Source organism: Variovorax sp. LjRoot130 (assembly GCF_964253755.1).
Taxonomy (GTDB): Bacteria; Pseudomonadota; Gammaproteobacteria; order Burkholderiales; family Burkholderiaceae_C; genus Variovorax.
On the sequence record NZ_CAXURM020000001.1, the window covers coordinates 4,972,122 to 4,987,176 of the forward strand.

Sequence of the window (15,055 nt, forward strand, 5' to 3'; positions counted from 1 at the left end):
CAGTTCCTATTTCTTCTTGGGGTCGGTGACGACCGTGGTGACACCGCGCAAGCGCAGCGCGTAGCCTTCGTTGTGCCGCAGGTCGGCGCCCTCGACCGAAGCGACCGTGCGCCCGTACTGCCGCGCGACCGGCGCCACCGTGACCAGAAAACGCTGCGTGCGCGCCGCCACTTCCTCGCTCTGCCCGCGGCCGAGTTCGATCGCGGCGCCGGTGTCCAGCACCGCGCGCCAGCTGCCGCGGCTCGACAGCGTGAGCGCGTCGAGCGACAGCTCGTAGGGCGCAAACAGCGGCTGCAGCACGCGGTACATGCCCAGCACCTGGCCGGACTGCTCGGTCGGCCCGTCCAGCCGCGGCAGGCTGTCGTCGACCTCGGCCACGTTGGCCTCGAACACTTCGCCGAAGCCGTTGATGAGGCGCGATTGCGCCTCATCGCCCCAGTGCGCCACCGGCACATGCTCGGTGAGGGTGGCGCGCAGCTTGTTCGGGAACTCGCGCCGCACCACCGCCTTGCGCACCCAGGGTACGGCCTCGAAGGCGACACGCGCGCGCGCCAGGTCGACCGTGAAGAAGTTGCCCGCCAGCTGCGGCGCGACGTTGGCGCGCAACGTGACCGCGTTGTTGTGCGTGACCTCGCCGTCGACCTTGATGCCGGCCAGCGGGAAGAAGGGCTGGCGCAGCACCCACCATGCGCCCGCCGCCAGCAACACGAGCGCGAACAACGCGTACACCAGGGTCGCGGTCACGTTCATGAGCTTGACGTCGAAGGGCACGGGGATGCTGGCAGCCATCAGACCTCCGCTTTCGAGTCCAGGGTGGCCGATGCCAGCACGCGCAGGCACAGGTCCTCGTAGGAGATGCCGGCCGCGCGCGCCGACATGGGCACCAGCGAATGGGTGGTCATACCGGGCGAGGTGTTCATCTCCAGTAGGAAGGGCTTGCGGTCGCTGGCGCGGATCATCAGGTCGGCGCGGCCCCAGCCGCGGCAGCCGAGCTGGTGGTAGGCCGCCAGCGTGATGCGCCGGATCTCCTGCTCCTCCGCATCGGGCAGGCCGCTCGGGCAGTGGTACTTCACGTCGTCGGTGAAGTACTTGTTCTGGTAGTCGTAGGCGCCCTCGGGCGCGGCGATGCGCACCACCGGCAGCGCCTCGGCGCCGAGGCCGCCGCCGAGCACGGCGCAGGTGACTTCCTCGCCCTCGATGAACTCCTCGCAGAGCACGTCGGTGTCGTAGCCGACGGCCAGCGTCACGGCGTCCTGCATCTGCGAGTAGCCCTCGACCTTGGTCACGCCGATGGAGGAACCCTCGCGCGGCGGCTTCACGATCAGCGGCAGCCCCAGCACGTCGGGCACGGCCAGCACCTGCTCGCGGCTCTGCTGGTCGAAGGCCAGGCGCACATAGCGCGGCGTCGGCAGGCCGTCGGCCTGCCAGATGCGCTTGGTCATGACCTTGTCCATCGCCACGCTCGAGGCCATCACGCCGGAGCCGGTGTAGGGAATGCCGAGCAGTTCCAGCGCGCCCTGCACCGTGCCGTCCTCGCCGTGTCGGCCATGCAGCACGACGAAGCAGCGTGCGAAGCCTTCGTGCTTGAGCTCGACCAGCTCGCGCTCGGCCGGATCGAAGGCGTGGGCGTCGACGCCGCGCGAGCGCAGTGCCTCCAGCACGCCGGTGCCCGACATGATGGAAATCTCGCGTTCGGCCGACGTGCCGCCGAAAAGCACGGCCACCTTGCCGAAGTCCTGCGGGTTCACAGTGCTCTCCCTTCGCGCGTGAAGCGCTCCGATTTCTTGGAAGAGGCCGCGCCGCCGAGCTCGACCACCTTGGCGGGCACGGCTCCGATCGAGCCCGCACCCATGCAGATCACCACGTCGCCCTCGCGCGCGTTGTCGAGGATGGCCTGCGGCATGTCCGCGATCTCGTCGACGAACACCGGCTCCACTTTGCCCGCCACGCGCAGCGCGCGTGCCAGCGAGCGGCCGTCGGCGGCCACGATCGGCGCTTCACCGGCCGCATAGACCTCGCCCAGCAGCACCGCGTCGGCCGCGCCGATGACCTTGACGAAATCCTCGAAGCAGTCGCGCGTGCGCGTGAAGCGGTGCGGCTGGAAAGCCAGCACCAGGCGCCGCCCCGGGAAAGCGCCGCGCGCGGCGGCGATGGTGGCCGCCATCTCGACCGGGTGGTGGCCGTAATCGTCGATCAGCGTGAAGCTGCCGGGCCCGTGTGCGCGCGGCAGCTTGACCTCGCCGTAGCGCTGGAAGCGCCGGCCCACGCCCTTGAAGTCAGCCAGGCCGCGCTGCACCGCCTCGTCGGGCACGTTGAGCTCGACCGCCACCGCGATCACTGACAGCGCATTGCGCACGTTGTGCTCGCCGGGCAGGTTCAGCACGATGTCCAGGTCCGGCAGCGTAACGCCGTTGCGCCGCTGCGCGGTGAAGTGCATCTGCGCGCCGACCGCGCGCACGTTGACCGCACGCACCTGCGCGTCCTCGCTGAAGCCGTAGCTGGTGACCGGGCAGGACACCTCGGTCACGATCTCGCGCACCGCCGGATCGTCGGTGCAGAGGATCGCCGTGCCATAGAAAGGCATGCGATGCAGGAAATCGACGAAAGCCTTCTTGAGCTTCGCGAAATCGTGCCCGTAGGTCTCCATGTGGTCGGCATCGATGTTCGTGACCACCGCCATCACCGGCAGCAGGTTCAGGAAGGAAGCGTCCGACTCGTCGGCCTCGACCACGATGTAGTCGCCGCTGCCGAGCTGCGCATTGGCGCCCGCGCTGTTGAGCCGGCCGCCGATGACGAAGGTCGGATCGAGCCCTGCCGCCGCGAGCACGCTCGCGACCAGGCTGGTCGTCGTGGTCTTGCCGTGCGTGCCGGCGATCGCGATGCCCTGCTTGAGCCGCATCAGCTCGGCCAGCATCAGCGCCCGCGGCACGACAGGGATGCGCTTCTCGCGCGCGGCGACCACCTCGGGGTTGTCGGCATTCACGGCGGTGGAAGTCACGACCGCGTCGGCGCCCGCGATGTTCGCCGCGTCGTGGCCCACGAAGGTGGTGATGCCCAGCCCCGCGAGCCGCTTGAGCGTCGCGCTGTCGGCCAGGTCGGAGCCGGTGATCTTGTAGCCCAGGTTGAACAACACCTCGGCGATGCCGCTCATGCCGGAGCCGCCGATGCCGACGAAGTGGATATGACGAATTGCGTGCTTCATTTGACAAGCTCCTCACAGGCCTGCACGAGCACGTTGACCGCCTCGGTTTTCTGCATCGTCTTGGCCTTCACGGCGCGTTCCATGAGCGCAGGGCGCCCGGTTTTCTGTAGCAAGTCGGCCAACAATTCGGGAGTCAATTCGGTTTGCTGAACGAGCCAGCCGCCGCCTGCGTCGACAAGAAAGCGCGCATTGGTGGTCTGGTGGTCGTCCACGGCGGATGGAAATGGCACGAACAGCGCTGCTGCGCCGACGGCCGCGATTTCGGTGACGGTGCTCGCGCCGGCGCGCGCGACGATCAGGTCGGCGTCGGCATAGGCGCTTGCGGTGTCTTCGATGAAAGGGGTGAGCTCGCCTTCGACGCCGGCAGCCGCATAGTTGGCGCGCAGCTCGTCGATCTGCTTGGCGCCGCTCTGGTGCGTGACCGTCGGACGCTGCTCGGGTGCGATGCGCGCGAGCGCCTTCGGCACGACGGCGTTGAGCGCCTTCGCGCCCAGGCTGCCGCCGACGACCAGCAGCTTGAGCGGACCGCTGCGGCCCGCGAAGCGCGTGGCCGGGTCGGGCTGCGAAGTGAAGGCCGCGCGCAGCGGGTTGCCGACCCACTGGGCTTTCTTCATCACGTTCGGGAACGCGGTGAAGACGCGGTCCGCGACGCTGGCAAGCACCTTGTTGGCGAGCCCGGCGACCGAGTTCTGCTCGTGCAGCACCAGCGGCTTGTTGAGCAGCACGCTCATCATGCCGCCCGGAAAGGTGATGTAGCCGCCGAGGCCAACCACCACATCGGGCTTGACGCGGCGAACGACGGCGATGCTCTGCAAAAACGCGCGCAAGAGGCGCATCGGCAGCAGGAACAGCGTGATCGGCCCCTTGCCGCGCACGCCGCCGAAATGCACCGGCTCGAAGGCGAAGCCGCGCGGCGGCACCAGCTTTTCTTCCATGCTGCCGGGCGCGCCCAGCCAGTGCACGCGCCAGCCGCGCTCGCGCAGGGCCTCGGCCACGGCCAGTCCCGGGAAGATATGCCCGCCCGTGCCGCCCGCCATGACCAGTGCCGTCCTGCTCATACGCGGCCTCCGCGCATGAGAACCCGGTTCTCATAGTCGATGCGCAGCACGATCGCGAGCGCGACTACGTTCATCAGGATGGCCGAGCCCCCGAAGCTCATCAGCGGCAAGGTCAGCCCCTTGGTCGGCAGCGCACCCAGGTTCACGCCCATGTTGATGAAGGCCTGGAAGCCGATCCAGATGCCGACGCCCTGCGCCACGAGGCCGGAGAACACGCGGTCGAGCGCGATCGCCTGGCGGCCGATGTGCATGATGCGGCGCGTGAGCCAGAGGAAGAGGCCGATCGCGAGCAGCACGCCGACCAGGCCGAACTCCTCGCCGATCACCGCGAGCAGGAAGTCGGTGTGCGCCTCGGGCAGCCAGTGCAGCTTCTCGACGCTGCCACCGAGGCCGACGCCGAAGATCTCGCCGCGGCCGATCGCGATCAGCGAATGCGACAGCTGATAGCCCTTGCCCAGCGCATGCTCTTCGCTCCACGGATCGAGGTAGGCGAAGATGCGCTCGCGCCGCCACGGACTGGTGGCCACGATGGTGCCGAACGCGACGACCACCAGCGCGGCGATCACGAAGAACATGCGCGCGTTGACGCCGCCGAGGAACAGGATGCCCATCGCGATCACCGCGATCACCATGAAGGCGCCCATGTCGGGCTCCGCCATCACCAGCATGCCGACCACCACCACCGCGATGCCCATCGGCAGCACGGCGCGGAAGAAGCGCTCCTTGATTTCCATCTTGCGCACCATGTAGCTGGCGGCGTAGAGGATCATCGCGAGCTTGGCCAGCTCGGAAGGCTGGAAGCGCATGAAGCCCATCGGCAGCCAGCGGCGCGCGCCGTTGACGTTGATGCCGATGTGCGGAATCAGCACCGCGACCAGCAGCAGCAGCGAGGCGACGAAGAGCCAGGGCGCCGCGCGCTCCCAGATCGCCATCGGGATCTGGAAGGCCAAGAGCGCGGCGATGAAGGCGATCACCACCGAGGCCGCATGGCGCGTGAGGAAGAAGGCCGGGCCGTAGCCCTGGCGCGCGAAGCGCGGGTTGTCCGGCAATGCGATGGAGGCCGAATAGACCATCACCAGGCCCCAGGCGAGCAAGGCGACCGTGACCCAGACCAGCGCCTGGTCGAAGCCCAGCACGCGCACCGGCGCCGCCTTGGTCTGCGTCATCCCGGCATTGCCGAGACGCACCGGCAGGTGCATGGGCAACGCGTCGATGCCGCTCGTGGCGCGGCTGAACCAGCCGGCGAAGCGGCTCGTCTTGTTGGGGGTGGCTGCGGCGGTCGTGCTCATGCGAGCTCCTCCCCGCCGGTGCCACGCGGTGCCTCGGCGAGTTCCTGCACCGCCTCGCAGAACACCGTCGCGCGGTGTTCGTAGTCCTTGAACATGTCGAAGCTCGCGCAGGCCGGCGACAGCAGCACGGCATCGCCGGGATGCGCGCGGCCGGCGGCCAGCGTCACGGCCTCGGGCAGCGAGGCGGCGGGCAGCAGCGGCACGCCGGTCGATGCCAGCGCCGCCTCGATCAGCGGCGCGTCGCGGCCGATCAACACCACGGCGCGCACGTACTGGCGCACCGGTTCCGCGAGCGGCGCGAAGTCCTGGCCCTTGCCCTCGCCGCCGAGGATCACGACCAGGCGGCGCTCTTCGCCCAGCCCGATCAGGGCCGCGACCGTCGCGCCCACGTTGGTGCCCTTGCTGTCGTCGAAATACTCGACCTCGTCGACGATCATGACCGGCTCGACCCGATGCGGCTCGCCACGGTATTCGCGCAGGCCGTAGAGCATGGGCGCGAGCTGGCAGCCGGCCGCGGCGGCGAGCGCGAGCGCCGCCAGGGCGTTGAGGGCGTTGTGCCGGCCGCGGATGCGCAGCGCATCGGCCGGCATCAGGCGCTGGATGTGGATCTCTTCCTCTTCGGCCGCGGCGCCGCGCTTGCGCTTCTGCGTCTCGTCGGCTTCCAGCGCGCGCACCAGCCAGGGCATTCCATTCAGCCGTTCGAGCCCGTAGTCGCCGGGACGCAGCGGCATGCCGGCGCCGAACGTGACGATGCTGCGCGGCGACTGGCCCTTCGCCAGCTTCACCGGCGCGGGCTGCATCGCCATCACCGCCTCGTCCTCGCGATTGAGCACCATGGTGCCCTTGGCGCCGAAGATACGCGCCTTGGCCGCTGCGTAAGAAGCCATGTCGCCATGCCAGTCGAGGTGGTCCTGCGTCAGGTTGAGCACCGCGGCCGCGGTCGGCTCGAAGCCCTGCACGCCGTCGAGCTGGAAGCTCGAGAGCTCGAGCACCCACACCTCGGGCAGCGTGCCGGCGTCGAGGTGCGCGGCCAGCGTGTCGAGCAAGGTGGGGCCGATGTTGCCGGCCACCGCGACCGTCTTGCCGGCGCGTTCCACCAGTTGGCCGGCGAGCGCGGTGACCGTCGTCTTGCCATTGGTGCCGGTCACGGCCAGCACCGCCGGCGTGTAGCCCTGGGGCGCCGGCGGGACGGGCACGAGGATCGGGGTCGGCGCTTCGGCGTCGTCGTCGTCGTCCTCGATAGCGGCGGATTCGGCTTCCTGCTCCTGCGGCGGCGACACCGGCGCCGGCTCGGCCTCTTCCACCGGCGCATCAACTGCGTGGGCAGCTTCCACGGTGCGCAGGTCCGCCAGCGCCTGCGCGAACAGATCGAGCTCGCCGCCCACGGGAAGGCCCATGGCGCGCGCCGCATCGACCACCACCGCGATCGAAGCCGGCGACAGGCCCGGCGAGCGATAGACGGCGCGCACCGACGTGCCTTCGACCAGTGCGGCCGAGAACGGCCCGCCGACAAAATCCGCTTCGGGCAGCTCGGCAAGCAGCGCATCGCGCTGCGGCGGCGCCTCGCGCGTGTCGGCCACGGTCAGCCTGGCGCCATGGCGCGCGCACCAGCGCGCCATCGCCAGTCCCGAGGCGCCCAGGCCCAGGATCAGCACGTGTTGGTCTTGAAGATGCCGCATGTGTCCTACCGCAGCTTCAAGGTGGAAAGACCCACCAGGCACAACAGCATGGTGATGATCCAGAAACGCACCACGACCTGCGTCTCGCGCCAGCCGCTCTTCTCGAAGTGGTGGTGCAAGGGCGCCATCTTGAGCACGCGGCGGCCTTCGCCGAAGCGCTTCTTGGTGTACTTGAAGTAGGTCACCTGCGCCATCACCGAGATCGCCTCGACCACGAAGATGCCGCCCATGACGAAGAACACGATTTCCTGGCGCACGATCACCGCGATGGTGCCGAGCGCGCCGCCCAGCGCGAGCGCGCCCACGTCGCCCATGAAGACCTGCGCCGGATGGGTGTTGAACCAGAGGAATGCGAGCCCGGCGCCGGCCATGGCCGAGCAGAACACCAGCAGTTCGCCCGAGCCCGGGATGTGCGGGAACAGCAGGTACTTGGAATAGACCGCGCTGCCGGTCACGTAGGCGAACACGCCCAGGGCGGAGCCGACCATCACCACCGGCATGATCGCCAGGCCGTCGAGCCCGTCGGTCAGGTTCACCGCGTTGCTGGCGCCGACGATCACGAGGTAGGTCAGGATCACGAAGCCGATGCCGCCGAGCGGGTAGCTCACTTCCTTGAAGAAGGGCACCAGGAGGTTGATCTTGGGCGGAAAGTCGAGGTCGAAGCCCGAGCCGACCCAGCTGTAGAACAGCTCGAGCACGCGCCAGTTGGAGCTTTCGGAGATGCTGAACAGCAGGTAGAAGCCCGCCACCAGCCCGACCACCGATTGCCAGAAGTACTTCTCGCGCGAACGCATGCCTTCCGGATCTTTGCGCACCACCTTGCGCCAGTCGTCGACCCAGCCGATGGCGCCGAAGCCCAGCGTGACCCACAGCACGATCCAGACGAAGCGGTTGGACGGGTCGAACCACAGCAGCGTCGCGAAGGCGATCGAGAACAGCACCAGCACGCCGCCCATGGTGGGCGTGCCGCTCTTGGTCAGGTGCGTCTCCATGCCGTAGCCGCGTATCGGCTGGCCGATCTTGAGCGCGGCAAGGCGGCGGATCACGTAGGGCCCGGCCAGGAGGCCGACCAGCAGCGCGGTCAGCGCGGCCATCAGCGCGCGGAAGGTCAGATACTGGAAGACGCGCAGGAAGCCGAACTCCGGCGAGAGCGTCTGCAGCCACAGGGCGAGGCTCACTAGCATGATGCGCAGGCCGGGTTCATTGGCTGCCCTCCTTGTCTTGTTGTTCTTTGGCAGCCGCCGCGACGGCCTGCACCACACGCTCCATCTGCATGAAGCGCGAGCCCTTGACCAGCATGCTGGCCGTGCGCGGCACCTGCGCCAGGACCGCCGCGTTGAGTGCCGCGATGTCGTCGAAATGCCGGGCCTCGGCGCCGCCGGCGGCCTTGAAGGCCGCGATGCCGTGCGCCGATTCGCGGCCGAGCGCGAAAAGTGTTTCGATGCCGCGCTGGCTCGCCCATGCACCGACCTCGGCGTGGAATTGCGGTCCCTGGTCGCCGACCTCGCCCATGTCGCCCAGCACCAGGAGGCGCGGGCCCGGCAGGCCGCTCAACACATCGATCGCGGCGCGCACCGAGTCGGGGTTGGCGTTGTAGCTGTCGTCGACCAGCGTGATCGTGTGCCGACCCGCGAAACGCAGCTCGGTGGCCTTCGAACGCCCCTTGACCGGCTCGAACGCGGCCAGCCCCTCGGCAATCTTCTCGAGCGACACGCCGCTGGCGAGCGAGCAGGCCACGGCGGCGAGCGCATTGACCACGTTGTGCCGGCCGGCGATCCGCAGGGTGGACTTGATGTCGCCGAGCGGCGTGCGCGCCTCGAAGCGCCAGGCGTCGCCCCGCCATTCGGCGCCGGCCAGCGCGATGTCCGCGTCGGGCCGCTCGCCGAAGGTCAGGCAGCGGCGCGATGCACCCTCGTGCGCCATTTCGTTCCACAGCGAGGTGAAGGCGTCGCCGTAGGGGAACACGGCGGTGCCGCTGTCCGGCAGCGCGCTGATCGCGGCGCCGTTCTCGCGCGCCACCGCGTCGACGCTCGCCATGAACTCCAGGTGCTCGCGCTGCGCGTTGTTGACCAGCGCGATGGTGGGACGCGCAATCGCCGCCAGCCGCGCGATCTCGCCCGGGTGATTCATGCCGAGCTCGACCACCGCGAGCTGGTGCTGTTCGCGCAGGCGCAGCAGCGTCAGTGGCACGCCGATCTCGTTGTTGTAGTTGCCGGCCGTCGCGAGCGCGCGCTCGGCACCGGCGGCGCGCAGGATCGACGCAATCATCTGCGTGACGGTGGTCTTACCGTTGCTGCCGGTGACCGCGACCAGCGGCAGCTCGAACTGCGCGCGCCAGCCCGCAGCCAGGGCGCCGAGCGCAGCCAGCGTGTCCGGCACCTCGAGCCCCGGCAGCCCGGCGGCCGCCAGTCCGCGGTGCGCGATCGCAGCGACCGCGCCGCGCGCGCGCGCATCGGCCAGGAAGTCGTTGGCGTCGAAGCGTTCGCCCTTGAGGGCGACGAACAGGTCGCCGGCCGCCAGCGTGCGCGTGTCGGTGTGCACGCGCGAGATGGGCGTGACGGGATCGCCGACCAGGCGCGCGCCCGGAATCCAGGCCTGTGCCTGGCCGAGCGTCATCATGGGTGTTCCTGGCTGATGAACGCTCATGCGCCACTCCTTAGCGTCAAGGCTTCGATCGCATGCGTTCGATCGGAAAACGCGATGCGCTCGCCGGCGATTTCCTGCCAGGCCTCGTGGCCGCGCCCGGCCAGCAGCACCACGTCTTCGGGCGCGGCCTGAGCCAGCGTCTCGCGGATCGCCTTCGCGCGGTCGGGCTCGACCTGGGCTGCCTCGGGACGCGCGAGCCCGAGGAGGATCTGGCTGATGATGGCGTTGGGCTTCTCGCTGCGCGGGTTGTCGCTGGTCAGGACCAGGCGGTCGGCCTGCTTTTCGGCCACCGCGGCCATCATGGGCCGCTTGGCGGTGTCGCGGTCGCCGCCGCAGCCGAACATGCACCAGAGCTGCCCGCCGCGCAGCCGCGCCAGCGGACGCAGGCCAGCCAGCGCCTTGTCGAGCGCGTCGGGCGTGTGCGCGTAGTCGACCACCGCCAGCGGCTGGCCCGCGATGGCGACGCGCTCCATGCGGCCCGGCACGCTGTCGAGCCGCGCGCAGGCCGCCACCGCTTCCTTCAGCGACAGCCCGAGCGCGCGCAGCGTGCCCAGCACGCCCAGCAGGTTCGCGACGTTGTACTGGCCGATCAGCTGCGTCTTCAGGTGTTCGGCCGGCACGCCCTGCTCGACCACCGAGAACTGCAGGCCCTGCGCGTCGTAGCCGATCTCCGTCGCCCGGAGGCGGGCCGGCGCGCCGGCGGCCGACACGGTCCAGACGTCGAGTGCGCCGACGCCGCGCTCGATCAGGTTCGCGACCAGGCTGGCGCCGTGCACGTCGTCGATGTTGACCACCGCGGCGCGCAGGCCCGGCCAGCCGAACAGCTCGGCCTTGGCCCGCCAGTAGGCATCCATGCTGCCGTGGTAGTCGAGATGGTCCTGCGTGAAATTGGTGAACACCGCGACCGCGATCCGCGTGCCGTCGAGCCGGCGCTCCGCGATGCCGATCGAGGAGGCCTCGATCGCACAGGCGCCGAAGCCGCGGTCCGCGTAGTTGCGCAGCTCGCGCTGCAGCATCACCGGGTCGGGCGTGGTCAGGCCGGTATAGCTCAGGTCCGGCGGCACGCCGATGCCCAGCGTGCCCATCACGGCACAGGGCGAGCGCCCCGCGAGCGCCTGCGCCAGCCACCAGGCGGTGGAGGTCTTGCCGTTGGTGCCGGTGACAGCAAGCACGTCGAGCCGGGTCGAAGGATCGTCGTGGTAGGCCGCGGCGATCGGCCCGGTCGCGGCCTTGAGGCCGACGTAGCGCGCAATGGTCTCGCCTTCGAAGCCGAAGGCCTCGACGCCCTCGGCTTCGACCAGGCAGGCCGCGGCGCCCTGCGCCAGCGCGGCCGCGACATGGCGCCGGCCGTCGGTGGCCGCGCCAGGCCAGGCGACGAAACCGTCGCCCGCGCCCACCGGCCGGCTGTCGGCATGCAGCACGCCGCGCACGCGGGCCTTGAGCCAGCCGGCGGCCTCGAGGGGACTGTGCAGCGTCAGCATCAGAAGCTCTCTTCCACGCCGTTGGTCACGACCAGCGGTTTGACTGCCATGTCGGGCGGGACGTTCATCATGCGCAGCGTCTGCTGCACGACCTCGCTGAACACGGGCGCTGCCACCAGGCCGCCGAAATACTGGCCGGCGCTCGGCTCGTCGATCATCACCGCCACGATGATGCGCGGTTTCTCGATCGGCGCCATGCCGGTGAACCAGGAACGGTACTTGTTGCTCGCATAGCCCTTGCCGACCTGCTTGTGCGCGGTGCCGGACTTGCCGCCCACCGAGTAGCCGATGGTCTGCGCGCGCTGGCCGGTGCCGCCGGGACCGGCCGCCATCTGCAGCATCTTGCGCACCGCGAGCGCGTTCTGCGGCGAGAACACCTTCACGCCCACCGCCGGGTCGGGACTCTTGAGGATGGTCGCGGGAATGAGCTGGCCGTCGTGCGCGAAGGAGGTGTAGGAATGCGCCATCTGGAACAGCGAGGCCGACAGGCCGTAGCCGTAGGCCATGGTGGCCTGCTCGACCGGGCGCCAGCTCTTCCAGGGCCGCAGCCGCCCCGTCACCGCACCGGGGAACTGCAGCTGGGGCTTCTGGCCGTAGCCGAGCGCCGTGTAGGTGTCCCACATCTCGTGCGGGCTCATCTTCTGCGCGATCTTGAGCGCGCCGACGTTGCTCGACTTCTGGATCACGCCCTCGACCGTCAGCGTGCCGTAGTTGTGGGTGTCGCTGATGGTGAAGCCGCCGATGCTGAATCGGCCGGGGCCAGTTTCGATCAGCGTCTGCGGCTTGATGCGGCCGGCTTCGAGCGCCATCGCGACCGTGATCGGCTTCATCGTCGAGCCGGGCTCGAAGGTGTCGGTGAGCGCGCGGTTGCGCAGCTGCTCGCCAGTGAGGTTCTGCCGCTTGTCGGGCACGTAGCTCGGGTAGTTGGCCAGCGCCAGCACCTCGCCGGTGACGGCGTCGAGCACCACCACGCTGCCGGCCTTGGCCTTGTTGGCCGTCACCGCATCGCGCAGCTTCTGGTAGGCGAAGAACTGCACCTTGCTGTCGACGCTCAACTGGATGTCGCGGCCGTCGACCGGCGGGATCTGCTCGCCCACGCCCTCGACCACGCGACCGAGCCGGTCCTTGATGACGCGGCGCGCGCCCGCCTTGCCGGCCAGCTCCTTGTTGAACGCGAGCTCGATGCCTTCCTGGCCGTTGTCCTCGACGTTGGTGAAGCCCACCACGTGCGCGGCCGCCTCGCCCTCGGGGTACTGGCGCTTGTATTCCTTGCGCTGGTAGATGCCCTTGATGTTGAGCTCGGCGATGCGCTTGGCGATGGGCTCGTCAACCTGCCGCTTGATCCAGACGAAGGTCTTGTCCTCGTCCTCCAGCTTCTTGTCGAAGTCCTTCTGCGTCATCTCCAGCAGCCTGGCGACTTGTTTGAGCTTGGCCTTGACCTCGGGGTCGTCGCGCTCGATGTCCTCCGGAATCGCCCAGATGCTGGGCGCCACCACGCTGGAGGCGAGCAAGAGCCCGTTGCGATCGAGGATGCGGCCGCGGTTGGCCGGCAGCTCCAGCGTGCGCGTGAAGCGCACCTCGCCCTGGCGCTGGAAGAAATCGTTGCCGATCACCTGCACGTAGGCCGCGCGGCCGGCCAGCACCAGGAAGCCGAAGGCGATGCCGGCCACGATGAACTTGCTGCGCCAGACCGGGGTCTTGCTCGCGAGCAGCGGGCTGGTCGTGTATTGCACGCTGCGGCTGCTGCGGCGACTCATGGCGTGGCCCTCCGCGTCGTCGCCGCACGCGCCGGCGAGGCCGGCGTTGGCGCGGCTGCAGCCGCGGGCACCGCTGCAACCGCCGGGATCACGGTGCCGTCCTGCCGCACGTACTGGGTGATGGCCGGCGTGGTCGTGCGCATCCTGAGCTGCTCCTTGGCCAGCTTCTCCACGCGCAGCGGCGTTGCCTGCGCGCGCTTCTCGACCTGCAGCCGGTCGTGGTCGAGCTCGAGCCGGCGCGCCTCGTTCTGCACGCGGTGCAGCTCGGTGAACAGCTGGCGCGACAGGTACTGCGTGTGCACCAGGTAGATCGCCGAGGCCAGCACGGCCATGAGCAGGAGCAGGTTGAGGCGGGCCATGTTCAGGCTTCCGTGCGCTCGGCGACGCGCAGGATCGCGCTGCGCGCGCGGGGGTTGCCGTCCACCTCGGCCTTCGACGGCTTGACGCGTCCCAAAGCCTTCAGCTTCATCGCCTTCGGTGCAGCAAAGGGCGCGCGGCGGTCGTAGATCTCGCGCGAATGCTTGGCGATGAACTGCTTCACGATGCGGTCTTCCAGCGAGTGGAAGCTGATCACCGCGAGCCGGCCTTGGGGTTGCAGCACGGTAAGGCTCGCTTCTAGCGCCTGTTGCAGCTCTTCAAGCTCGGCGTTGATGAAAATCCGAAGAGCCTGAAATGTGCGCGTTGCAGGGTTCTGGCCCGGCTCGCGGGTTTTGACCGCGCCAGCCACGAGCTCGGCCAGCTCGGCGGTGGTTGAAATTGCGCCCCGTTCTTGTCGGCGAGCTGCAATCGCCTTTGCAATCTGAACAGCAAACCGTTCCTCGCCATAGTCACGAATCACCTCCGCAATCTGCTGTGGTTCGGCCGTTGCCAGCCATTCGGCCACGCTCTCGCCGCGCGTGGTGTCCATGCGCATGTCGAGCGGGCCGTCGAAACGAAAAGAAAAACCCCGTGCGGGGTTGTCGATCTGGGGGGAGCTGATGCCGAGGTCCATCAGCAGGCCGGCCACACTCGCCGGCGGCAGTTCCCCCACGTCCTTGAAACCCTGGTGCCGGATGGAAAAACGCGCATCCTCGATGCGCGCTGCTTCGGCCACCGCTTCCGCGTCCTTGTCGTACGCGATCAGCCGGCCGGCCGGCGCCAGCCTCTCGAGGATGGCGCGCGAATGGCCGCCGCGGCCGAAGGTGGCATCCACATAGGTGCCGGAGGCCCGCGACGCATCGGGAAGGAGGGCTTCCACCGCTTCCTTCAACAAAACCGTCGTATGGGTCCATGCCTGTTCCACTGCCGGCCTCAGAACGAAAAGTCCTGGAAAACATCGGGCATCTCGCCCTGCGTGGCTTCGGCCTCCTTGGCGTCGTAGGTGGCCTTGTCCCAGAGCTCGAAGTTGTTGCCCATGCCCAGCAACAGAACGTCGCGCGTGATCCCCGCCGCCGAGCGCAGCTCGGGCGAGATCAGCACACGGCCGGTGCCGTCCATTTCGACATCCATCGCATTGCCCAGGAAAACGCGCTTCCACCACTGTGCCGACATCGGCAGCGCGGCGATGCGCTCGCGGAATTTCTCCCACTCGGGACGAGGGAACAGCATCAGGCATCCGTGCGGATGCTTGGTGATCGTGAGCTGACCGGCCGCGGTGGCGCTCAGGACGTCACGATGCCGGGTCGGCACGGAGAGCCGCCCCTTGGCATCCAGACTGAGCGATGAAGCGCCTTGAAACACGACCACGAACCCCTGTGGTGGGAGGCGTCGCGCACCCAAAAGAGGCACCGCTCGACACTTTTTCCCACTTAACTGCACTTTTTTGCACTGTAGCAGGAAACACTTAGCGCGCAACGGGCCGTCGCAGGTATTTTTTGTAATGGAATCAACGACTTAGCGGTGTTTTTGCAATTCCAAGAACACCGAATTTCGTTGCAGATGAAGCACTTAGCTCACGCAATGAA

General features: G+C 68.7%; 13 protein-coding genes. All 13 read right to left on the minus strand.

Annotation, left to right across the window (positions count from 1 at the left end):
* Positions 1-6 precede the first annotated feature (6 nt).
* Genes ACSQ86_RS24690 through mraZ form a run of 13 tightly spaced genes read right to left on the minus strand, consistent with a single transcriptional unit; the run spans position 7 to position 14,831 of the window.
* Positions 7-789 carry a cell division protein FtsQ/DivIB gene (locus tag ACSQ86_RS24690; protein WP_436305448.1) on the minus strand — a complete coding sequence of 261 codons (783 nt, stop codon included), beginning with the start codon at positions 787-789 and terminating at the stop codon, positions 7-9.
* On the minus strand, positions 789-1,748 hold the full coding sequence (locus ACSQ86_RS24695) for a D-alanine--D-alanine ligase (RefSeq protein ID WP_436305450.1): 960 nt from the start codon (positions 1,746-1,748) through the stop codon (positions 789-791). Before ACSQ86_RS24695 ends, ACSQ86_RS24690 begins: the two co-directional genes overlap by 1 nt.
* Positions 1,745-3,202: a UDP-N-acetylmuramate--L-alanine ligase gene (murC, locus tag ACSQ86_RS24700; RefSeq protein ID WP_093104019.1), complete on the minus strand. Its 1,458-nt coding sequence runs from the start codon at positions 3,200-3,202 to the stop codon at positions 1,745-1,747. The genes ACSQ86_RS24695 and murC overlap by 4 nt, the downstream gene beginning before the upstream one ends.
* On the minus strand, positions 3,199-4,260 hold the full coding sequence (murG, locus tag ACSQ86_RS24705) for an undecaprenyldiphospho-muramoylpentapeptide beta-N-acetylglucosaminyltransferase (protein ID WP_093104017.1): 1,062 nt from the start codon (positions 4,258-4,260) through the stop codon (positions 3,199-3,201). The genes murC and murG overlap by 4 nt, the downstream gene beginning before the upstream one ends.
* Entirely contained in the window at positions 4,257-5,549 is a 1,293-nt protein-coding gene (gene ftsW / locus ACSQ86_RS24710) for a putative lipid II flippase FtsW (RefSeq protein WP_093104016.1), read from the minus strand. Before ftsW ends, murG begins: the two co-directional genes overlap by 4 nt.
* Positions 5,546-7,228: a UDP-N-acetylmuramoyl-L-alanine--D-glutamate ligase gene (gene murD / locus ACSQ86_RS24715; RefSeq protein ID WP_436309737.1), complete on the minus strand. Its 1,683-nt coding sequence runs from the start codon at positions 7,226-7,228 to the stop codon at positions 5,546-5,548. Before murD ends, ftsW begins: the two co-directional genes overlap by 4 nt.
* Before the next feature lie 5 nt (positions 7,229-7,233).
* Positions 7,234-8,412 (minus strand): phospho-N-acetylmuramoyl-pentapeptide-transferase, encoded by a 1,179-nt coding sequence (gene mraY, locus ACSQ86_RS24720; protein ID WP_093104012.1) that lies wholly within the window; start codon positions 8,410-8,412, stop codon positions 7,234-7,236.
* Between the two features lie 16 nt (positions 8,413-8,428).
* Positions 8,429-9,874: a UDP-N-acetylmuramoyl-tripeptide--D-alanyl-D-alanine ligase gene (locus ACSQ86_RS24725; RefSeq protein ID WP_436309738.1), complete on the minus strand. Its 1,446-nt coding sequence runs from the start codon at positions 9,872-9,874 to the stop codon at positions 8,429-8,431.
* The gene (locus tag ACSQ86_RS24730) at positions 9,871-11,355 is read right to left on the minus strand and encodes a UDP-N-acetylmuramoyl-L-alanyl-D-glutamate--2,6-diaminopimelate ligase (RefSeq protein ID WP_436309739.1); all 1,485 of its coding nucleotides are present in this window, start codon (positions 11,353-11,355) and stop codon (positions 9,871-9,873) included. Before ACSQ86_RS24730 ends, ACSQ86_RS24725 begins: the two co-directional genes overlap by 4 nt.
* Positions 11,355-13,112: a peptidoglycan D,D-transpeptidase FtsI family protein gene (locus ACSQ86_RS24735; RefSeq protein WP_436293630.1), complete on the minus strand. Its 1,758-nt coding sequence runs from the start codon at positions 13,110-13,112 to the stop codon at positions 11,355-11,357. Before ACSQ86_RS24735 ends, ACSQ86_RS24730 begins: the two co-directional genes overlap by 1 nt.
* Positions 13,109-13,471: a cell division protein FtsL gene (ftsL, locus tag ACSQ86_RS24740; protein WP_093104006.1), complete on the minus strand. Its 363-nt coding sequence runs from the start codon at positions 13,469-13,471 to the stop codon at positions 13,109-13,111. The genes ACSQ86_RS24735 and ftsL overlap by 4 nt, the downstream gene beginning before the upstream one ends.
* Before the next feature lie 2 nt (positions 13,472-13,473).
* Positions 13,474-14,394: a 16S rRNA (cytosine(1402)-N(4))-methyltransferase RsmH gene (gene rsmH, locus ACSQ86_RS24745; RefSeq protein ID WP_436309740.1), complete on the minus strand. Its 921-nt coding sequence runs from the start codon at positions 14,392-14,394 to the stop codon at positions 13,474-13,476.
* Between the two features lie 8 nt (positions 14,395-14,402).
* A complete protein-coding gene (gene mraZ / locus ACSQ86_RS24750; RefSeq protein WP_093104177.1) occupies positions 14,403-14,831 on the minus strand; it encodes a division/cell wall cluster transcriptional repressor MraZ in 429 nt (142 codons plus the stop codon).
* Between the last annotated feature and the right edge of the window lie 224 nt (positions 14,832-15,055).

Coding starts and splice junctions, on each gene's coding strand:
- ACSQ86_RS24725 (WP_436309738.1), bottom strand. CDS start 9,874: ATGAGCGTTCATCAGCCAGGAACACCCATGATGACGCTCGGCCAGGCA.
- ACSQ86_RS24730 (WP_436309739.1), bottom strand. CDS start 11,355: ATGCTGACGCTGCACAGTCCCCTCGAGGCCGCCGGCTGGCTCAAGGCC.
- murD (WP_436309737.1), bottom strand. CDS start 7,228: ATGCGGCATCTTCAAGACCAACACGTGCTGATCCTGGGCCTGGGCGCC.
- murG (WP_093104017.1), bottom strand. CDS start 4,260: ATGAGCAGGACGGCACTGGTCATGGCGGGCGGCACGGGCGGGCATATC.
- ACSQ86_RS24735 (WP_436293630.1), bottom strand. CDS start 13,112: ATGAGTCGCCGCAGCAGCCGCAGCGTGCAATACACGACCAGCCCGCTG.
- mraY (WP_093104012.1), bottom strand. CDS start 8,412: ATGCTAGTGAGCCTCGCCCTGTGGCTGCAGACGCTCTCGCCGGAGTTC.
- murC (WP_093104019.1), bottom strand. CDS start 3,202: ATGAAGCACGCAATTCGTCATATCCACTTCGTCGGCATCGGCGGCTCC.
- ACSQ86_RS24690 (WP_436305448.1), bottom strand. CDS start 789: ATGGCTGCCAGCATCCCCGTGCCCTTCGACGTCAAGCTCATGAACGTG.
- ftsW (WP_093104016.1), bottom strand. CDS start 5,549: ATGAGCACGACCGCCGCAGCCACCCCCAACAAGACGAGCCGCTTCGCC.
- ftsL (WP_093104006.1), bottom strand. CDS start 13,471: ATGGCCCGCCTCAACCTGCTCCTGCTCATGGCCGTGCTGGCCTCGGCG.